This window comes from Nonomuraea sp. NPDC054003, assembly GCF_055585125.1.
Map to the genome: position 1 here is coordinate 577,589 of NZ_JBVJKR010000001.1, position 20,006 is coordinate 597,594.

Sequence of the window (20,006 nt, forward strand, 5' to 3'; positions counted from 1 at the left end):
CATTTCCGCGCAACGCGCTCGGCGTGTCCCGAAAGTGGATGCCGAATCGATGCCGCGCGGTGCCTTTGCCGATAATTGGCCCACCCGAGACCGGCATCCGGCCGTCCCGAGGGGCGACCTCGACCCCGCGGGCCGGCGTTGAAACGTCCACCCCCACATCTGATCATGAATCGGGGGTGAACCGGCGGGATTTTCCGCACAACGCGCCGATGGCGGGACCGCCACCCCGTCATGGCACCCTTGAAGGGTGAACCTCGACGACTCCGCCTTCCTGCGCGCCTGCCGCCGCCAGGAGGTCCCGCACACCCCTGTCTGGTACATGCGCCAGGCCGGGCGTTCGCTGCCCGAATACCTCAAGGTGCGCGAGGGCGTGCCCATGCTCACCGCCTGCGCCACGCCCGACCTGATCGTCGAGATCACCATGCAGCCGGTCCGCCGCTACGGCGTCGACGCGGCCATCTTCTTCAGCGACATCGTGGTGCCGCTCAAGGCCATCGGCATCGACCTCGACATCAAGCCGGGCGTCGGCCCGGTCGTCGCCGACCCCATCCGCGACCGGGCCGGGCTCGGCGCGCTGCGCCCGCTGGAGCCCGGCGACGTGCCGTACGTCACCGAGGCGATCGAGGCGCTCACCGGCGAGCTGGGCGGCACGCCGCTGATCGGCTTCGCCGGCGCCCCGTTCACGCTCGGCTCCTACCTGATCGAGGGCGGGCCGTCCAAGAACCACGACCGCACCAAGGCCATGATGTACGGCGAGCCCGAGCTGTGGCACGACCTGATGGACCGGCTGGCCGGCATCGTCCTCGAACACCTGCGCGTCCAGATCCGGGCCGGCGCCTCCGCCGTCCAGCTGTTCGACTCCTGGGTGGGCGCGGTGGCGGCCGACGACTACCGCGAGTTCGTGCTGCCCCACACCCGCCGCATCTTCGAGGGCCTGGCCGGCCTCGGCGTGCCGCGCATCCACTTCGGCGTCGGCACCGGCGAGCTGCTGGGGCTGCTCGGCGAGGCGGGGGCCGACGTGGTCGGCGTCGACTGGAGGGTGCCGCTCGACGAGGCGGCCCGCCGGGTCGGGCCGGGCAAGGCGCTGCAGGGCAACCTCGACCCGGCCGTCCTGCTGGCCCCGTGGGAGGTCGTCGAGCGCAAGGCCCGCGAGGTGCTGCGGCGCGGCGCGGCGGCCGAGGGCCATGTGTTCAACCTCGGCCACGGCGTGCTGCCGTCCGTCGACCCCGACCAGCTCAAGCGGCTCACGGACCTGGTCCACGAGTTCTGAGCGGGTCAGGCCGCCGACGGGTCCGGCGCGGGTGTCCTGCGACGTCGCCGCCGCCGTACCATCACCAGCGCGAGCACGACCGGCGGGGTGATCACCGCCAGCCACGGCAGGGCCGCCCCGAGCGCCGTGACCAGCACCATCAGGAAGGTCACGAGAGAGTCCCAGCCCGCGCGCAGGCCGCCGAGGAACCCCGCGGGTTCGTCGGCCGGCAGCGACACCGCCGCGGCCGGGCCCACCAGCCGCAGCGTGAGCGTGGCCATGGCGGTCTGCTCGGCCAGGCTCTTGCGCTGGGCCTGCAGCGACTCCAGGTCGGCCGCGCGGGTGGCGATCTCGCGCTCCACGTCCAGCACCTGGCCGATCGTGTCCGCCTTGGTGAGCAGCGTGCGCAGCGACTCGAGCGCCCGCTCGGCCGACTTCACCCTGCTCTCCACGTCGGCCACCTGGACCGTGACGTCCTCCGTCTCCTGGTTCAGCGACAGCCGTTCGCCCAGGTCCCGCCCGAGCCGGGTCAGCACGTCCGGGTAACGCGCGGGCGGGATCTTGAACTCCAGCTCCGCCGACGCGCTCGCCCGCTCGGACGACCGGCTCTCCTCCTTGGCCAGATGGCCGCCCGCCCCGGTGACGGCGTCCTTGGCCTGCTGGGCGGCCGCCGTCACGTCCTTCACCCGCACCGTCATCCGGCCGGTGTAGATGACCTGCCGGTCCTGCCGGGTGACCTCCACCCCGGAGGCGGGGTTGCGCCCGCCTGAGTCCTGCTTCTGGGCTTCGGCCCTGGCCGGAGCCTCCGAGGCCATGACGGAGGCCTCGCCGGTCGCGTAGGCCGGGGCGGCCGCGGAGTCGGCCGCCGACCCGCCGCCGCCGGCGCAGCCGGTCACCATCAGGGTCGCGCACCCCGTCACCAGCGCGGCGATCATCTGTGCTCTCCTCATGCCCCTGAGACGGCTCCCGGCCTGGGCCGGTTTGATGGCAAGGATCACGTTACGGTCACGCCCCCGAGCAGCTGACCGGCCCTCCGGGGCGGTAGCGTCGGAAAGCGTGGAAGGTAATCGGGCACACGTGGCCGTCATCGGCGGCGGGATCTCCGGCCTGGCCGCCGCCTGGCACCTCAGGCAGAGCGCGGGCGAGCGGGTCAAGGTGACGGTGGTCGAGGGCGCCCCCCGCATCGGCGGCAAGCTGTACGCCACGGAGGTGGCCGGGGTGAGCCTCGACGCCGGCGCCGAGGCCATGCTCGCCAGGCGGCCGGAGGGCAAGGACCTCGCCAAGGCGGTCGGGCTCGGCGACGACCTGATGAACCCCGGCGCCGCCTCGTCGGCCATCTACGCCAGGGGTGTTCTCCGGTCGCTGCCCAAGGGGCAGGTCATGGGCGTGCCGTCCGACCTGGCCGAGCTGGCCAGATCCGGCATCCTGTCGGCTGGCGGCCTGCTGCGGGTGCCGCTCGACCAGATCATGCCCGCGACCCTGGTCCGCACGGACGTGTCCGTCGCCGCCTACATCCGGGCGCGGATGGGCGGCGAGGTGCTCGACCGGCTGGTCGAGCCGCTGCTGGGCGGCGTCTACGCGGGCCGCTCCGACATGCTCTCGCTGGAGGCGACGATGCCGCGCGTCGCCGCCGCGGCCCGCGCCGAGCGGTCCCTGCTCGCCGCCGCCCGCCACATCGTGGCAGAGACCCCGAAGGACGCCGGCCCGGTCTTCACCACGCTCCGCAACGGCATGGGCAGCCTGCCGGAGGCCGTCGCCAAGGCGTCCGGGGCCGACGTCAGGACCGGCGTCACCGTACGCGAACTGCACCGCACCCCGCACGGCTGGCGGCTCGTCGCCGGGCCGGTGCCGAGGCCCGAGACCATCGAGGCCGACGCGGTGATCGTCGCCGTGCCCGCCCCCGCCGCGGCCCGCATGCTGAAGGCCGAGGTGCCGGGGGCGGCCGCCGAGCTGGCGCGCGTCGAGTACGCCAGCATGGCCGTCGTCACCCTCGCTTACCCTGCCGGCGCCTTCCCCGAGCGGCCCGCGCGCAGCGGCTACCTGGTGCCGCCGGTCGAGGGGCGGGCCGTCAAGGCGGTCACGTTCAGCTCGGTCAAGTGGCCCCACCTCTCGCGCGACCTCGTGCTGGTGCGCTGCTCGATCGGCCGGATCGGCGAGGAACACCTGCTGCAACGCGACGACGCGGAGCTGGTCTCGGTGGCCATGGCCGAGATGAGCGAGGTCATGGGGGCGCGCGGGCTCCCGCTCGACACCCGCGTCACCCGGTGGGGCGGAGCCCTGCCGCAGTACAACGTGGGTCACATCGACCGGGTGGCGCGCGTGCACGCCGCCGTCGCCGGGCAGCCGGCGCTGGCGGTGTGCGGGGCCGCCTACGACGGGCTGGGGATCCCCGCCTGCCTGGCGACCGCGCGCACGGCCGCCTCCCGGATCCTGGACCACCTGTCCCGACGAGGAGAATCGACATCATGACGCAGGACGCAGCGCGGCCGAAGGCCCGCGATCTCAATCAGGTGATCCGCTACACCATGTGGTCGGTGTTCCAGGCGAGCGCGCCTGTCACCGGCGCCCGCGACGCGGTCGGCGAGGAGGTCGAGGAGCTCCTGGAGCAGGCCGCGGGCAAGGACGTCGTCACCCGGGGCCTCTACGACGTGGGCGGGTTCCGCGCCGACGCCGACTTCATGTTCTGGTGGCACGCCCCGACGGCGGAGGCCCTGCAGGAGGTCTACTCCCGCTTCCGCCGCACCGAGCTGGGCCGCCACAGCCGCCCGGTCTGGTCGGCGATGGCGCTCCACCGGCCCGCCGAGTTCAACAAGTCGCACATCCCGGCGTTCCTGGCCGAGGAGGAGCCGCGGGCCTACGTGTGCGTCTACCCGTTCGTCCGCTCGCTGGAGTGGTACCTCCTGGAGGACTCCGAGCGCCGGGCGATGCTCGCCGAGCACGGCCGGATGGCGCGCGACTACCCCGACGTGCGGGCCAACACCGTCTCCTCCTTCGCGCTCAGCGACTACGAGTGGATGCTGGCGTTCGAGGCCGACGAGCTGCACCGCATCGTCGACCTGATGCGCACCCTGCGCGGCGCCGAGGCCCGGCGGCACACCCGGCTGGAGATCCCCTTCTACACCGGCACCCGCAAGCCGGTCCGCGAGCTGGTGGCCGATCTGCCCTGAGCCTTCCCGGCTGTCTCAGCGGGTGACCGCGTCCTGCTCGGCGTCCGGCGACTCCGCGGCCGGCGGTTCGTCCGGGCGGCCGGTGCCGAGGACGAGCGCCGCCAGCAGCACCACCGCGCAGACCACGCCCAGCATCACCCGGTAGTCGAGAGCCGCGATCAAGCTGGCGCCCACGGCGATGGAGGCGACCTGCGGCACGGTCACCCCGAACTCGAACGCGGCGAAGACGCGTCCGCGCAGATCCTCCGGGGTGCGCCGCTGGAGCGAGGTGGTGGCGCCGATGACGATCCACGGCGCCGCCACGCCCAGCACCAGCATGCCCGCGATGACCACCGGGGCGATCGGCACGGTCAGCAGCAGGCTGCTCGCGCCGACCATGACGAGCGCGACGACCACCAGCCCCCGCTCGCCGGCGCGGCGGATCACCCCGCCCGCGAGCGCGCCGCCGGCGATGGTGCCGACCGCCTGCGCCCCGGCGAGCACGGCGAGGAAGGTGGCCTGGCGCGCCAGCCCCTCGGTGACGACGGCGATGGCGATGGACTCGAAGAAGCCGATGACGAGCATCGTGAGCGCGCAGGCGATGACGAGCCTGCGCAGGTTGGCGGCGTCGCGCAGGAAGCGCAGCCCGCCCGTGGTCTCGGCTATCAGGGACTGGCCGGTCCTGGTGGGGCGCGGCTCGGAGACCCGGATGAGGAGTACGGCCACGGCCGCCACGACGAAGACCACCGCGTCGATCACCACGACGACCTGGGCGCCCTGCCAGACGAACACCCCGGCGCCGATGATCGGGGCGAACACCCGCAGGAGGCCGCGCATCGCCTGCACCGTGCCGTTGGCGTCGCCGAGCTGGTCTTCCGGGACGACGGCGGGCAGGAGGGCGTTCTGCGCGGGCCCGGTGACGCTGCCCAGCGCGCCGTACAGGAACATGATCACGTAGACGAGCCAGACGTCGTCCCGGTCGTCGACCAGCAGGAGCAGGAGGACGACGGCCGCCGAGGACAGGTACGAGGCGGCCAGGAGCGGGCGGCGGCGGAAGCGGTCCACCAGCAGGCCCGACAGGGGTAACACCAGGCTGCCGCCGGCGAAGGCGAACATGACGAGCCCGGCGGCCGGCGTGCTTCCCGTGAGCGTTTTCACCCAAATGGCCATTGCCAGGAAAAGCGCGTAGTCGCCGAGATTGGAAAGCACGTCACCGAGAATGTAGAAGCGCATCTGCGGGCGCTTGAGTAGTTGCGCCATTTTCGGCTCTCTTCCCATCGCGGCTGCTTATCGGGCGTCACTGTAACACCGGCCGGAGGCGGCCCGGCCCAACCTGGCGCGAACTTGCCACCTTGCCGTCCCCCTGCTCGTGGCGGGGCGCGACCCCGGGATAGCTTCCTGCTCAGCACGCGGAGTTTCGTGGAATTCCCACTCTTGCGAATTGGCGTGGTCCACATGGAAAATCAGATATTCGAGGCCGCGGAACGGCTCGCGGATAAACTCGACGTCCCTTCCGGTGCGGTGGTCGCGGCGGCCGGGCTGGTGGTGCTCGCCCGCCGGGCCGGCGCCGATGAGCTGAGCGGTGAGATCTGCGGGCACGAGGTCCGGCTGCCGTGGCGGGCGCCCCTGAGCGCGGTGGCCGGGCACGCCGCGGCCGTGCCCGGGGTGGCCGGTCCTGTGGTGCCGGTGAGCGCGGGCGGGCGGACGCTCGTGGCCGACCTCGGCGCCCGCTCCGTCGAGGCGGAGCCGCTGCTGCGCGGGCACCTGGCCGCCGTCCTCGCCGCGGATGCCGAGCAGCCGGCGGGGCGGGCGTGGCTGTGGGGCGAGGAGGACGAGCGCGTCGTCGCGGGCGCCCACACCGAGCGCGCCTGGGACACCGACCGCACCGTGGCGTCGATGATCCGGGAGCACATGGTCTCCCGGCCCGGCGAGGTGGCCGTCGAGCAGGGTGGCGAGGTCGTCACGTACCGGCGGCTCGGCGAGCTGACGGCGGCCGTCGCCGCGGGCTTCGCGCGGGCCGGGGTCGCCCGTGGCGACCTGGTCGGCATCGGCCTGCCGCGCCGGATCGAGACCATCGCGGCGCTGCTGGCCACCTGGTCGCTGGGCGCCGGGTTCCTGCCGCTCGACCCGGCGCACCCGCCGCTCCGGCTGGGCCGCCAGCTTGAGGCGGCCGGAGCGCGGTACGCGGTGCTGCCGTCCGGCGTCGACGTCCCCGGCTGCGTCCAGCTCAGCCTGGACACCGGCGCCGAAGCCGCGACCGCACCGCCGGACTTTCCGGTGGAGCTCGACGGTGTCGCCTACGCGCTGTCCACGTCGGGTTCCACCGGCACGCCGAAGGCGGTCGCCATCCCGCACGCCGCGCTGCGGCACTGCGTGGGCGCCATCGCTCACCTGATCGGCGCCGACCGTCCGCGCGTCACGTGCATGGCCACGCTGACGTTCGACATGTCGACCATGGAGATCTTCCTGCCGCTCGCGACCGGCGGCCGCCTCCTGCTGGTCGGCGAGGACCTGCAGCGGGACCCGGAACGACTGGCGGCCTGGCTCTCCGGCAGACGCCTGGACCTGGTCCAGGCCACGCCCACCACCTGGCGGATGACCGTGCCGTACCTGGAGCCGGGCAGCCTGGCCGGCGCGGACGTCATCGCGGGCGGCGAGGCGCTCAGCGCCGCTCTGGCCGCCGGGCTGCAGCGCACCGGAGCCCGCGTGTGGAACGGCTACGGGCCGACCGAGACCACCATCTACACGGTCCTCCATCACGTGCCCGATCCGCCGGCGGATCCGGTGCCGATCGGCAGGCCGCTGCCCGGCATCCGCGCCGCCGTGCTCGACCAGTGGGACCGCGCGGCCCCTGTCGGGCAGATCGGCGAGCTGGTGCTGAGCGGTCCGCAGCTCGCGCTCGGCTACGTCGGCGACCCCGCGCGGACGGCCGCCGTCTTCCAGGAGCATCCCGGCCTGGGCCGGGTGTACCGGACCGGCGACCTGTGCGCGTGGCGCCAGGACGGCACGCTGGCCTACCACGGCCGCGTCGACCACCAGGTGAAGCTGCGCGGCCAGCGCGTCGAGCTGGAGGAGATCGAGGCCGTCGCCGAGCGGCACCGGCAGGTCGTCAGGGCGGCGGCGGTGGTGGTGGAGCACGGCGCCAACGACAAGCGGCTGGTGCTGTACGCGCAGGCGGACGGCCTGCGCGGGGCCGAGCTGCGGGAGCACCTGGAGCAGTGGCTCCCGCGCGCGCTGATGCCGCAGCACGTCGCGATCCTGCCCGCCCTTCCCCTGACGGGCAGCCAGAAGATCGACAGGTCCGCGCTCCAGACGCACGCGGAGACCCTCGTGGAGGCGCGATGAGAATCCTGGGTATCAGTGGCCTGCACGACTCCGAGGAGTTCAAGCGGCGCGAACTGCCGGGGCTGTCGGAGCGGGAGTACCGCATCAGCCAGGGCCGCGACTCGGCGGCGGCGCTGGTCGTGGACGGCCGGATCGTGGCCGCCGCGGCCGAGGAGCGGTTCACCGGCGACAAGTCCACCGGCCGCTTCCCGGTCAACGCCATCAGGTTCTGCCTCGACAGGGCCGGGCTCGGCCTGGACGACCTGGACCTGATCGGCCACGGCTTCGCCCACGAGCGGTCCGAGCTGGAGTCCGGTGACGGCTACCTGGCCAGGCGCTTCACGGAGGTGTACGACCCGGAACGCCAGGTGGGCTGGTTCGCCGAGCACTTCCCCGGCGCGGCGGTGCGTTCCCGCTTCACGCCGGTCCCGCACCACCTGGCCCACGCGGCCAGCGCGTACTACGTGAGCGGGTTCGACGACTGCCTGGTGCTCGTGGCCGACGGCCGGGGCGAGACCGAGAGCCTGACCGTGCTCGCCGGGACCGGCGGCAAGCTGGAGGTCCTGCACACGGTCCCCGCCATGCACTCGCTCGGCACCCTCTACGGCGTGTTCACCCTGTACCTGGGCTTCGAGATGGCTCTCGACGAGTACAAGATGATGGGCCTGGCGTCGTACGGCGACCGCACCCGCTACGAGCGCGAAATGCGGCAGCTGGTGCGCCTGCGCCCCGGCCCCGAGTTCGCCCTCCCGCTGCTGGCCCGCGACGGCGACCTGCTGCAGCGCGAGACGCACCGGGGCGTGCTGGCCGTACTGGAAGAGACGTTCGGACCGGCCAGGGAGCCGGGCGGGCCGATCGAGCGGCGGCACATGGACGTCGCGGCGGCGGCGCAGGCGGCGCTGGAGAACTGCCTGCTGCACGTGCTGCGGCACTTCCGCCGCCAGACCGGGCTGCGGGACCTGTGCTACGCGGGCGGTGTCGCGCTCAACTGCACGGCCAACGGGCTCATCCTGCGCAGCCGCCTGTTCGACCGGGTCTTCGTGCCGCCGGGCGCGGGCGACGACGGGACGGCGGTGGGCTCGGCGCTCTACCTGCACGCGACGCGCAAGCCGGAGACGCCGATCCAGCCGATGCGGATGCCGTACTGGGGCAACGCGTACGAGTCCGGCGAGATCGCCGAGCATCTGGCGGCCAGGGAGGACGTGCGGGCCCGGCGGGTGACGGACGAGGCGGAGCTGCTGGCGGAGACCGCCGAGGCGCTGGAGCGGGGCGAGGTGGTGGCCTGGTTCCAGGGCGGCATGGAGTTCGGCCCGCGCGCGCTCGGCTGCCGCAGCATCCTGGCCGACCCGCGCGAGGCGCGCATGCGCGACCACATCAACAACCTGATCAAGAAGCGGGAGGACTTCAGGCCCTTCGCCCCGGTGGTTACCGAGGCGGACGCGTCGACGTTCTTCGAGATCGGGCGCGGGCGGGAACGGCAGTACGCGCACATGCTGTTCACCACGCGCACCCGCCCCGAGCACCGCGACCGGCTGGGCGCCGTCACCCACGTCGACGGCACCGCCCGGGTCCAGGCGGTCGGGCCCGACGCCAACCCCCTCCTGCACGGCCTCCTGGAGGCCTTCGGCGCGCGCACCGGGATGCCCGTGCTGCTGAACACCTCGTTCAACATGCGCGGCCAGCCGATCGTGCGCACGCCGCGCGAGGCGGTCGACACCTTCCTGCGCGCCGGCCTGGACCGGCTGGTCATCGGCGACCACGTGGTGCTGCCGGGGAGCACGTCGTGAACCGCGCGACCACGCTCCCGGCCGACGTCGCGCCGACCGTGCGGCCCGGCTACGTCCGCGGGCACCTGTCGGCCGGCCTCTCCGTCCCGGCCGCACCGGGGACGCCCTTGGCCTGGCTCGCGGCGGCGGCGATGGCGTTGATCGCCGCGCCGGACTCGGACGAGGTCATGGTGGGCGCGGTGGGCGCGTCAGGCGCGGCGGGCACAGCAGGCACAGCAGGCACGGCGGGTGCGGCGGGAGGCGGGCTGGTGGCCCTGAGTTCCGCCGTGCACGGCCAAACCCGGCTGGGCGACCTGCTGAGCTCCGCCTCGGGCGACGGCACCCGGCTGAGCGCGGACCGGGGCGACGAGCCCCGGATGCTGGTGGCGGCCGGGATCGGGCGGGCCGAGGCCCAGCGGGTGGCACTGGAGCTGCGTGACTGCGACTGCGTGTTCCTGCTGAACGGCACCGCGGACGGCTGGCTGCTGGAGTGCGACTACGACGCCGACCGCTACACCGAGCCGGCGATGCGCTGGCACCTGGACCGCCTGGAGACGCTCCTGCTGCTCCTGGCCGAGGAGCCGGACACGCCGCTGGCGGATGTGGTGGTCGCCGCCGAACCGGTGGCGGCGCCCCGGGACTGGGACGAGATCCCTTACGTCGCCCCGCGCACCCCCACCGAGCGGAAGCTGGCGGCCATCTGGGCCGAGGTGCTGGAGGTCCCCAGGGTCGGCGTGGACGACGACTTCTTCGCCGTCGGCGGCCATTCCATCCTGGCCGCCATGGCGCTGAGCAGGATCCGCGCGGCCTTCGGGGTCGAGGTGCACTTCGACGAGCTGTTCACCGCCCCGACGCTGGCCGCCTGTGCCAAGGTCGTCGAACGCGCCGCGGCCGGCCCGGCCCGCCCGCTGACCGGCGCGTCCGGGCCCGCCGTGGCGTCGCTGGAGCAGGAGCGCCTGTGGTTCCTGGAGCAGTGGCGTCCCGGCACCGCGCTCTACAACGTGCCGCTGGTGCTGGAGCTGACCGGGCCGGTGGACCCCGACCGGCTGGGCGAGGCGCTGCAGCGCGTGGCCGACCGCCATCCGGCGCTGCGCACCGCCTTCGAGAGCGTGGACGGCCGGCCGAGGCCGCTGACCCGCGACGCCGAGGTGCCGTGGCGGCGGGAGGAGGCCGACGACCGGGCGCACGCCTGGCGGCTGGTGCGCGAACACGTCGCCGAGCCGTTCGACCTGAGCGTCCCGCCGCTGGTCAGGGGCGGGCTGGTCAGCTTCGCGGCGGACCGGCACCTGCTGTACCTGTGCATCCACCACCTGGCCGTCGACGGCTGGTCGCTGGGTCACCTGCTCGACGACCTGGGCGTGGCCTACCGCGGGCTGCCGCTGCCGCCGCCGGACGAGTTCGGCTACGCCGACTACGCGGCCTGGCAGCGCGGCCGTCCCGTCGCCGACGACCTGCGGTGGTGGCGTTCCTATCTGGCGGGGCTGCCGCCGGTGCTGGAGCTCCCTGGTGACCGGCCGCGCCCGGCGGTGCAGAGCTTCCTCGGCGGCACCGGACGCCGGGTGCTGCCGCCGGATCTGGCCGCGGCCCTGGCGGACTTCGCGCGGTCGCGCTCGGCGACCGTGTTCGACGTGGCGCTGTCGGCCTTCGCGCTGCTGTTGCGCCGCTGGACGGGCCGGAGCGACCTGCCGATCGCCACCCCGGTGGCGGCCAGGCCGCTGCCCGAGCTGGAGCCGCTCGTCGGCTTCTTCGTCAACACCCTGGTCGTCCGCGCCGACGTGAGCGGCGACCCGAGCTTCGCGCAGCTCGTCGAGAGGGTACGGCACAGCGCGACCGCCGCGCTCGGCCACCAGGAGCTGCCGTTCTCCCTTCTGGTGGAGGCGCTGCAGCCGGAGCGGGCGCTGAGCCACGCGCCGGTGGTGCAGGTGGCCTTCGCGCACTACCGGCCCTCGCACCACGACTGGGAACTGGCCGACGGGCTGGCGGCACGGCTGCGGCAGGCCGACACCGGGACGGCCAAGTTCGACCTCATGTTCACCCTGCACGAGGCGCCGGGGGAGATGCTGCTGGAGGTGGAGTACGCCGCCGACCTGCTGGACGCGGCCACCGCCGACCGGCTGGCCGACCAGTGGCTGGAGCTGGTGCGCGGGCTGCTGGCGGGGCCGGGGGAGCCGGTGTCGCGGATCGGCGTGCTGCCTCCCGGCCAGCGACGCCGGCTCACGAGCTGGGCCCGCGCCGCTGACGAGCAGGCGAGCTGGGACCGCGTCACGGACGCCGGTGCCACGATCCCGGAGCTGGTCGCCCGGCAGGTGGCCGATCGCGGTGACGCGGTGGCCGTGTCGGCGGGACGTGTCCAGCTCACCTACGCCGAGCTCTGGGCCAGGTCCGGAGCGCTGGCCGCACGGCTCGGGCCGCGTCGCGGCGAGCTGGTCGGCCTGGCCTGTCACCGCGGCGCCGACCTGGTCGTCGCCATGCTCGCGATCCTGCGCACCGGTGCGGCCTACGTGCCGTTCGACTCTTCCTACCCGGCGGCCCGGCTGTCCTTCATGATGGAGGACACCGGCGTGGGCACGCTCGTCGGCCACCGCGACCTGCTGGCCGCGCTGCCGCGTACGGGAACCGAGACGATCGCGATCGACGGCGACCTGAGCCCGGCGACCGGACCCGAGGTGTCGATCCGTCCCGAGGACGCCGCCTACGTCATCTACACCTCCGGTTCCACGGGCCGCCCCAAGGGCGTCGTCGTCCCACACCGCGGCGTCGTCCGCCTGGTGCACGGCGCCGACTACGTCCCGCTGGACACCACGACCGTGCTCGCCCAGGTGTCCAACGCCTCCTTCGACGCCATCACCTTCGAGGTCTGGGGCGCGCTGGCCAACGGCGGCAGGGTGGTCGTCGTCCCGCCCGCGACGGTCCTGGCGCCGTCGGCGCTGACCGAGCTGCTCCGGGCCGAGCACGTCACCACGCTCTTCCTGACCACCTCCCTGTTCAACGCCGTCACCACCGAGGAGCCGGGCGCCTTCGCCACCGTCGACCACCTCTGCGTCGGCGGTGAAGCGCTCGACGTGGCCAGGGTGGGCGAGGTGCTGCGCGGCGGGCGCGGTCCGCGCACCCTGTACGACGCCTACGGCCCGACCGAGGTCACCACCTTCTCCGTCTGCCAACCGCTCGCCGAGCCGCCCACCACCCGGGGCCCCATCGGCCGGCCGATCTCCGGCACCACCGCTTACGTGGTCGACCTGGACACCGGTGACCTCGCCCCCGAGGGGGTGCCGGGCGAGCTGTGGCTCGGGGGCCCCGGCGTGGCCTGGGGCTATTGGCGGCGGCCCGGCGCCACCGCCGGTGCCTTCGTTGCCGACCCCTTCTCCGTCGAGCCGGGGCGACGGCTCTACCGCACCGGTGACCTGGCGCGCTGGACGCCCGCCGGGACCCTCGAATACCTCGGCCGCATCGACAGGCAGTTGAAGATCCGCGGATTCCGCGTCGAGCCCGGCGAGGTCGAGCTGGCCCTGTCGGCGCTGCCCGGCGTGCGGGCCTGCGCCGTCGTCGCGCGCAACCCGCAGGACGCCCCGGTGGAGCTGATCGCCTACCTCCAGCCCGCAGGCGGAGCCGGGCTGACGTCCGGGGCGGTGCGCGAGACCCTGGCCCGTGAGCTGCCCGATCATCTGGTGCCCGCCCACGTGATCCTGGTGGACCGGATCCCCTTCGGCCCCAACGGCAAGGTCGAGACGTCCTCGCTGCCGGTGCCCGAGGAGGGGCGCGCCGAGACCGAGGCGGTCGCCCCCGCGGGTCCGGTGGAGGAACTGCTCGCCGAGATCTGGGCCGAGGTGCTCGGCCTGGAGCGGCTGGGCGCCACCGACGACTTCTTCGAGCTCGGCGGCCACTCGCTGCACGCCGTCAAGGTCACCACTCGGGCCGAGCGCGCCCTGCGCACCTCGATGTCGGTCCGCGACCTGTTCCGGCACAAGACCGTCCGGCGTCTGGCCGCCGCGTTACGCGAGGCGGATCCCGACCGGCTGGACCGGATAGCCGCCATCGTCCTGCAGGTACGGCACGCCCGCGTGGGCGCGGAGGAAGAGATCGCAGATGCACACTGACCGCGCACAAGAGCTGCTGATCGACAAGCTGCTCGCCGAGGCAGGCCTCGGCGACACGGTCGCCGCCTCGCCGGCGGTGCCCCGCAGGCGGCCGGGCGACGACCCGCTGTCGTCCGGCCAGGAGCGGCTCTGGTTCCTCGACCAGTGGCGGCCCGGCACCCCCCTCTACAACGTGCCCGTGCTGCTGGAACTGCACGGTCCCGCCGACCCGGAAGAGCTGCGCCGTGCCGTACAGGGGCTGGCCGACCGGCACGCGGTGCTGCGCACCGCCTTCACCGTGGGCACCGACGGCCGTCCGCGCACGCGGGTCCACGAGCGGGCCGACGTGCCGTGGCGCCACGAGGAGGCGTCCGCCTGGCCGGTCGCCACGAGGCTCGCCGGCGAGCGGGTCAGGGAGCCCTTCGACCTGGCGGCGGCGCCGCTGCTGCGCGCCGGCCTGATCAGCCGCACCGCCGAGCACCACCTGCTGTGGATCTCTTTCCACCACATCGCCGTCGACGGCTGGTCGCTCGGGCTGCTGCTGGACGAGCTGGCGGGCGGCGAGCCCGCCGAGCCTCCCGTCGAGTACGCCGACTACGCGGCGTGGGAGCGGGCCAGGCCGCTGGAGGAGGGGCTGGCCTGGTGGCGTGAGCACCTGGAGGGCCTGCCGCCGCTGCTCGAACTGCCCGCCGACCGCCGCCGCCCGCCGGTCCAGGAGTACGGCGGCGCCACCGAGCACTTCCTTCTCCCCGCCCCCGAACAGGTCCGCGACCTGGCCAGGGCGTCCGGCGCGACCGTGTTCGAGGTGCTCTTCTCGGCCTTCGCGCTGGTGCTCGGCCGCTGGAGCGGGCGCACCGACCTGGTGATCGGCACGCCGGTCGCCGGAAGGCCGGCTCCCGAGCTGGAGGAGCTCGTCGGCTTCTTCGTCAACACGCTCGTCGTCCGGGCCGACCTGAGCGGCGACCCCACCTTCGCCGAACTGCTGGAGCGGGTGCGCGAGTCGTCGGCGCAGTCGCAGGCGCACCAGCAGGTGCCGTTCGCGGCGCTGGTCGACGCGCTGCAGCCGGAGCGCGAGCTGTCACACCCGCCCCTGGTCCAGGTGCAGTTCGGCCTGCACAGGCAGGAGCGCTCCCGCTGGCGGCTGGGCGCCGCCGAGGCGGTCCAGCTGCCCGCCGACACCGGCACCGCCAAGTTCGACCTGACCGTCACCGTGGTCGACTGCGACGGCGAGCTGCGCGTCGAGCTGGAGTACGCGACCGCGCTCTTCGACGCCGGGACCGCGCGGCGGCTGGCCGACCAGTGGCAGACCCTGCTCGCCGGTCTGCTGGCCGCGCCCCACCTGCCCGTCTCGCGCATCAGCGCGCTGCCGGAAGCCGAGCAGCGGCTCATCGAAGGCTGGTCGGGCCCGGCCCGCCGGATCGAACCGGGCACGACCCTGCCCGGTCTGGTCGCCGAGCAGGTCAGGGCGCGGCCGGATGCCGTGGCCATCACCGACGGACCGCTGCGGCTCACCTACGCCGAGCTGTGGGAGCGGTCGGGCGCCCTGGCCGCGCGGCTGGGCTCGGGGCCGGGCGACCTGGTCGGCCTGGCCTGCCGGCGCAGCGCGGAGCTCGTCGTCGGGATGCTCGCCATCCTGCGCACCGGCGCGGCCTACGTGCCGCTCGACCCCGCCTACCCGGCGGCGCGGCTGGCGTTCATGCTGGCCGACGCCGAGCTGGAGATCGTGGTCACGCAGCGCGGCGTCGAGCTGCCGGACGGGGACCACCGCACGGTCCTGGCCGACGCGCCGGCCGCCGAGGCCGACTACGACGGCCGCGGGCCGGACCCCGGCGACCTGGCCTACCTGATCTACACCTCCGGCTCCACCGGCACGCCCAAGGCCGTCATGGTCACCCACCACAACGTGGTCAGGCTGCTGGAGAGCACCCGGCCCGCCTACGGCTTCGGCCCCGATGACGTCTGGACGCTCCTGCACTCCAGCTCCTTCGACGTCTCCGTCTGGGAGGTGTGGAACTGCCTGGCCACCGGCGGCCGGCTGGTCGTCGTGAGCCACTGGGAGAGCCGCGAGCCCGAGGCGTACTACGACCTCGTGGCCCGCGAGCGGGTGACCGTGCTGAACGCCACCCCGGCCGTCTTCCGCCAGTTCGTCGGCGTGGACGAGCGCCGGGCCGCCGAGCTGGCGCTGCGGCTGGTCGTCTTCGCGGGTGACGCGCTCGACCGGGACTCGGTGCGACGCTGGTGGGAGCGCCACCCCGAGGACGCCCCGCGGCTGGTCAACATGTACGGCATCACCGAGACCACCGTGCACAGCACCTACGCCCCGCTCACCGGTGACCTGCTGGACGGGCGGACGAGCCCGATCGGCGTGCCCCTGCCCGACCTGGGCATCCACGTCCTGGACCGCGACGGGCTGCCGGTCGCGGCCGGGGTGATCGGCGAGATCCACGTCAGCGGCGACGGTGTGGCGCGCGGCTACTGGAAGCGGCCCGACCTGACCGCCCAGCGCTTCCTGCCGGACCCGTTCTCGGGCCGGCCGGGGGCGCGCATGTACCGCAGCGGCGACCTGGCGAGCTGGCGGCCCGACGGCACACTGGAGTTCCACGGCCGCGCCGACCACCAGCTCAAGATCCGCGGCTTCCGCATCGAGCCGGGCGAGGTCGAGGCCGCCGTCTGCGAGCACCCCCGGGCAGGCCGGTGCGTCGTCGTCGCGCACGGCTCGCCGGAGCGACGCCTGGTCGCCTACGTCGAGTCGCGCGGCGAGCTGAGCGTCGAGGAGGTGCACGAGTTCCTGGAGCCCAGGTTGCCCGCGCACCTCATCCCCTCGGTCGTGATCATCCTCGACGAACTGCCGCAGAGCCGCAACGGCAAGATCGACCGGGCCGCGCTGCCCGACCCCGCCGAGGAGCGGCCCGCGCTGGGCCGGGCCCACGTCGCGCCGCGCACGGAGACCGAGCGGGTGCTGGCCGCCGTCTGGGCCGAGGTGCTCGAACTGGAGCAGGTGGGCGTCACCGACAACTTCTTCCACCTGGGCGGCGACTCCATCCGCAGCGTCCAGGTGCTGGCGCTGGCCCGCGAGCGCGGGCTCGACTTCGAGCTGCAGCGGCTCTTCCAGCTGCCGACCGTGGCGCAGCTGGCCACCGGCATCACGCCCGCCGCGCCGGTGGAGCGGGAGCGGGAGCTGTTCGCGCTGGTGTCGGAGCAGGACCGGGCCAGGCTGCCCGAGGACGTGGTCGACGCCTACCCGATGGCCGCGCTGCAGGTCGGGATGGTCTTCCACATGGAGTCCGACGACCGCATGCTCTACCAGAACGTCGACAGCTTCCACCTGCGGGCGCCGTGGGACGAGCAGGCGTTCCGCGAGGCGACCGCGCAGGTGGTGCGGCGCCACGACATCCTGCGGACCTCGTTCCACCTCAGCGGCTACAGCGACATGCTGCAGCTCGTCCACCGCGCCGCCGAGCTGCCGATCGAGGTGGCGGACCTGCGCGGGATGGACGCCGAGGAGCAGGGGCGGATCATCGGCGAGCTGGTCGACCGGGAGCGCGAGCGCCCCTTCGACCTGGCCAGGCCTCCGCTGTGGCGCTTCTTCGTCCACCGGCGCGGCGACGACACCTTCCAGTGGACGCTGGTCGAGCACCACGCCATCCTCGACGGCTGGAGCCTGCACTCGACGATCGCCGAGATCCTGGAGCGATACCTCGCTCTGCTGAAGGACCCCGCCGCCGCGGCCGAGCCGCCTCCGGCCTCCACCTACCGCGACTACGTCGAGGCGGAACGGCAGGCGGTGGAGTCGGGCGAGGAACGCGCCTGGTGGAGTGAGCGGCTGGCCGGCCTGGAGCGGCTGACGCTGCCCCGCTGGCCGGCGGAGTGCCCCACCGACGAGATCGCCCCGGCGTACACGGTGGAGGACTGGACCCTTCCCGAGGGCAGCAGCGAGTTCTACGCCTGGCGCGAGACCAAGATCCCGGCCGATCTGTGCCAGGGGCTGGAGCGGGTCGCCGAGCAGCTCGGGGTGCCGTTGAAGAGCGTGCTGCTGGCCGTGCACCTGCGCGTGCTCGCCTACCTGGCGGGTACCGAGGACGTCGTCACCGGCATGGCGTTCAACGGGCGGCTGGAGGAGGCCGACGGCACCGAGTCGCGCGGCCTGTTCCTCAACTCGCTGCCGATCAGGGCGCGGGTCGGCGGCACCTGGGCGGAGCTCATCAGGGCCGTCTTCGAGGAGGAGAACGCCCTGCTGCCGCACCGCCGCTTCCCCATGTCGCAGATCCAGCAGCTGGTGGGCGGCGGCCCGCTGTACGAGACGCACTTCGTCTACAACCACTTCCACGTGCTGAAGGACGTGCTCGACGGCGGCGAGGTCGCCTTCGTCGACCCCAAGCTGGACGCCTTCACCACGGTGCGGGTCGAGCCGACCAACTACCCGTTCGTCTGCGGCTTCCTGCGCAACCCGCGCTCGGGCACGGGGCTGCTGATGAGCCTCGACTTCCACTCCGGCGAGTTCGCGCCCGAGCAGGTCCGCCGCATCCGCGACTCCTACCTGACCGCCCTGCACCAGGTCGTCGCCGCCCCGCGGTCGCCGGTCGCCGCCGCGTCGCTGGCCGCCCCGGCCGAGCGGGCGCAGGTGGAGCGCTGGAACGCCACGCGACGCCCGGCGCCGCTGGAGCGGTCGCTGGAAGAGCTGGTGGCCGAGCACGTACGGCTCAGGCCGGGAAGCGTGGCCGTGGTGGACGGAGACGTACGACTGAGCTACGCGCGGCTGTGGGAGCGCGCGGGAGCGGTCGCCGGGCGGCTCCGCGAGGCGGGCGTGCGGCCCGGCGACCTGGTGGGGCTGTGCGCCGAGCGCTCTGCCGACCTGGTCACGGCGATCGTCGGCATCCTGCGGGCGGGCGGGTCGTACGTCCCGCTCGACCCGTCGTACCCCGCGGAGCGGCTGTCGTTCATGCTGGCCGACACCGGCGCGGGCGTGGTGCTCGGGCACCGCCGCCTGCTGGCCGGCCTGCCGCTCTCCGAAGGACAGGGCATGCCCCTGGAGGACATCGCCGAGCAGACCGGCACGGTGGAAGGGACGGGCCACGGCGGCGGCGACCGGGTGGCGACCGTCGTCTACACCTCCGGCTCCACCGGCAGGCCCAAGGGCGTCGCGGTGGCGCACCGCGGCATCGTGCGCCTGGTGTGCGGCACCGACTACGTGCGGCTCGGCCCCGACAGCGTGGTGGCCCAGCTGTCGAACGCCTCCTTCGACCCGCTGCTGTTCGAGCTGTGGGGCGCGCTGCTCAACGGCGGCCGCCTGGTGATCGTCCCCAACGAGACGGTGCTGTCGCCGCCCCGCCTGGCCGACCTGGTCAAGGCGGAAGGCGTCACCACGCTCGCCCTGGTCACCGCGCTGTTCAACTCGGCGGTCGGCGCCGAGCCCGCCGTGTTCTCCAACGTCGGCCAGGTCTACATCGGCGGCGAGCGCGTCAACCTGGCCAGCCTGCGCCAGGCGGGTCACCCCGGCCTGCACAACATCTACGGCCCGACCGAGGTGACCAGCATCTCCACCTGCCTGCCGCTGGCGGACATCCCCGCCACCAACGGCCAGATCGGCCCGCCGATCGCCAACACCCAGGCCTGGGTCGTGAGCACGACCCTCTCCCCGGCCCCTGTCGGCGTGCCGGGCGAGCTGTGGCTGGGCGGCCCCGGCGTGGCCGTCGGCTACTGGCGGCGGCCCGGCCTGACCGCCGACCGCTTCGTCGCCGACCCGTTCTCCGGCACGCCGGGGGCCCGGCTCTACCGCACCGGCGACCTGGCCCGCTGGCGGCCCGACGGCACGCTGGAGTTCCTCGGCCGCCGCGACCACCAGGTCAAGGTCAGGGGCTTCCGGGTGGAGCTGGGCGAGGTGGAGGCGTCCCTGGCCGCGCACCCGGCGGTGGCCACGTGCGTGGTGACCGCGCCCGCGGGCAGGCTTCTCGCCTACGTCCAGCCGAACGCGGCCGTCAGCGCCGAGGAACTGCTCGGCCACCTCGCCGGACGGCTGCCGGAGCACATGGTCCCCACCACCGTCATGATCATGGACCGGCTCCCGCTGAACCCCAACGGCAAGATCGACCGCGCCGCGCTCCCGGTCCCCGACGCCGACCGGCCCGCCGCCCGCACCCCCTACGTGGCGCCCCGCGACCCCGTCGAGGAGGCGATCGCGGACATCTGGCGCGACGTGCTGCAGATCGAGCGGCCCGGCGTGGAGGACGACTTCTTCGAGCTCGGCGGCAACTCGCTCGACGCCGTCCAGATCGCCTTCCGCATCCGCACCGCGTTCGGCGTGGATCTCGGCATCAAGCAGATCCTGGCCGAACCCCGCATCTCGGCGCTGGCCGTACGTCTCGCCGCGGAGCTCGACCGGCTCGTCCTGGCCCTGCCGGACGACGAGCTCGCGCGGCTCCTGCCGTCCGAGTCATGAGAGGACCCGCAC

9 protein-coding genes are annotated in these 20,006 nt (G+C 73.9%); 7 read left to right on the forward strand and 2 right to left on the reverse strand.

Annotated features, from left to right (window positions below):
• Positions 1-271 precede the first annotated feature (271 nt).
• Positions 272-1,270 (forward strand): uroporphyrinogen decarboxylase, encoded by a 999-nt coding sequence (gene hemE, locus ACZ6YG_RS02415; protein ID WP_364230417.1) that lies wholly within the window; start codon positions 272-274, stop codon positions 1,268-1,270.
• Between the two features lie 5 nt (positions 1,271-1,275).
• Here hemE and ACZ6YG_RS02420 read toward each other — a convergent pair whose 3' ends face one another.
• Positions 1,276-2,184 carry a DUF4349 domain-containing protein gene (locus ACZ6YG_RS02420; protein WP_466017004.1) on the reverse strand — a complete coding sequence of 303 codons (909 nt, stop codon included), beginning with the start codon at positions 2,182-2,184 and terminating at the stop codon, positions 1,276-1,278.
• A gap of 121 nt (positions 2,185-2,305) precedes the next feature.
• Here ACZ6YG_RS02420 and hemG point away from each other — a divergent pair, with 121 nt between their 5' ends.
• Positions 2,306-3,718, forward strand: coding sequence for a protoporphyrinogen oxidase (hemG, locus tag ACZ6YG_RS02425; protein WP_466017005.1), 1,413 nt, complete (start codon positions 2,306-2,308; stop codon positions 3,716-3,718).
• Complete coding sequence (hemQ, locus tag ACZ6YG_RS02430; protein ID WP_148030366.1) at positions 3,715-4,416, forward strand: hydrogen peroxide-dependent heme synthase; 702 nt, start codon at positions 3,715-3,717, stop codon at positions 4,414-4,416. The genes hemG and hemQ overlap by 4 nt, the downstream gene beginning before the upstream one ends.
• A 15-nt stretch (positions 4,417-4,431) precedes the next feature.
• Here hemQ and ACZ6YG_RS02435 read toward each other — a convergent pair whose 3' ends face one another.
• A complete protein-coding gene (locus ACZ6YG_RS02435) occupies positions 4,432-5,655 on the reverse strand; it encodes an MFS transporter (RefSeq protein WP_187281040.1) in 1,224 nt (407 codons plus the stop codon).
• A gap of 195 nt (positions 5,656-5,850) precedes the next feature.
• Between ACZ6YG_RS02435 and ACZ6YG_RS02440 the strand changes: the two genes are divergently transcribed.
• Genes ACZ6YG_RS02440 through ACZ6YG_RS02455 form a run of 4 tightly spaced genes read left to right on the forward strand, consistent with a single transcriptional unit; the run spans position 5,851 to position 19,994 of the window.
• On the forward strand, positions 5,851-7,740 hold the full coding sequence (locus ACZ6YG_RS02440) for an amino acid adenylation domain-containing protein (protein ID WP_466017006.1): 1,890 nt from the start codon (positions 5,851-5,853) through the stop codon (positions 7,738-7,740).
• Positions 7,737-9,506 (forward strand): carbamoyltransferase family protein, encoded by a 1,770-nt coding sequence (locus ACZ6YG_RS02445; RefSeq protein ID WP_466017007.1) that lies wholly within the window; start codon positions 7,737-7,739, stop codon positions 9,504-9,506. Before ACZ6YG_RS02440 ends, ACZ6YG_RS02445 begins: the two co-directional genes overlap by 4 nt.
• Positions 9,503-13,579 (forward strand): amino acid adenylation domain-containing protein, encoded by a 4,077-nt coding sequence (locus tag ACZ6YG_RS02450; RefSeq protein WP_466017008.1) that lies wholly within the window; start codon positions 9,503-9,505, stop codon positions 13,577-13,579. The genes ACZ6YG_RS02445 and ACZ6YG_RS02450 overlap by 4 nt, the downstream gene beginning before the upstream one ends.
• Positions 13,569-19,994, forward strand: a complete 6,426-nt coding sequence (locus tag ACZ6YG_RS02455) for an amino acid adenylation domain-containing protein (RefSeq protein ID WP_466017009.1) — start codon at positions 13,569-13,571, stop codon at positions 19,992-19,994. The genes ACZ6YG_RS02450 and ACZ6YG_RS02455 overlap by 11 nt, the downstream gene beginning before the upstream one ends.
• The last annotated feature ends 12 nt before the right edge of the window (positions 19,995-20,006 follow it).

Bases quoted from the DNA above. Each gene is read 5' to 3' on its own strand.
- ACZ6YG_RS02445 (WP_466017007.1), top strand. From the start codon at position 7,737: ATGAGAATCCTGGGTATCAGTGGCCTGCACGACTCCGAGGAGTTCAAG.
- ACZ6YG_RS02420 (WP_466017004.1), bottom strand. From the start codon at position 2,184: ATGATCGCCGCGCTGGTGACGGGGTGCGCGACCCTGATGGTGACCGGC.
- ACZ6YG_RS02455 (WP_466017009.1), top strand. From the start codon at position 13,569: ATGCACACTGACCGCGCACAAGAGCTGCTGATCGACAAGCTGCTCGCC.
- hemQ (WP_148030366.1), top strand. From the start codon at position 3,715: ATGACGCAGGACGCAGCGCGGCCGAAGGCCCGCGATCTCAATCAGGTG.
- ACZ6YG_RS02435 (WP_187281040.1), bottom strand. From the start codon at position 5,655: ATGGCGCAACTACTCAAGCGCCCGCAGATGCGCTTCTACATTCTCGGT.
- ACZ6YG_RS02440 (WP_466017006.1), top strand. From the start codon at position 5,851: ATGGAAAATCAGATATTCGAGGCCGCGGAACGGCTCGCGGATAAACTC.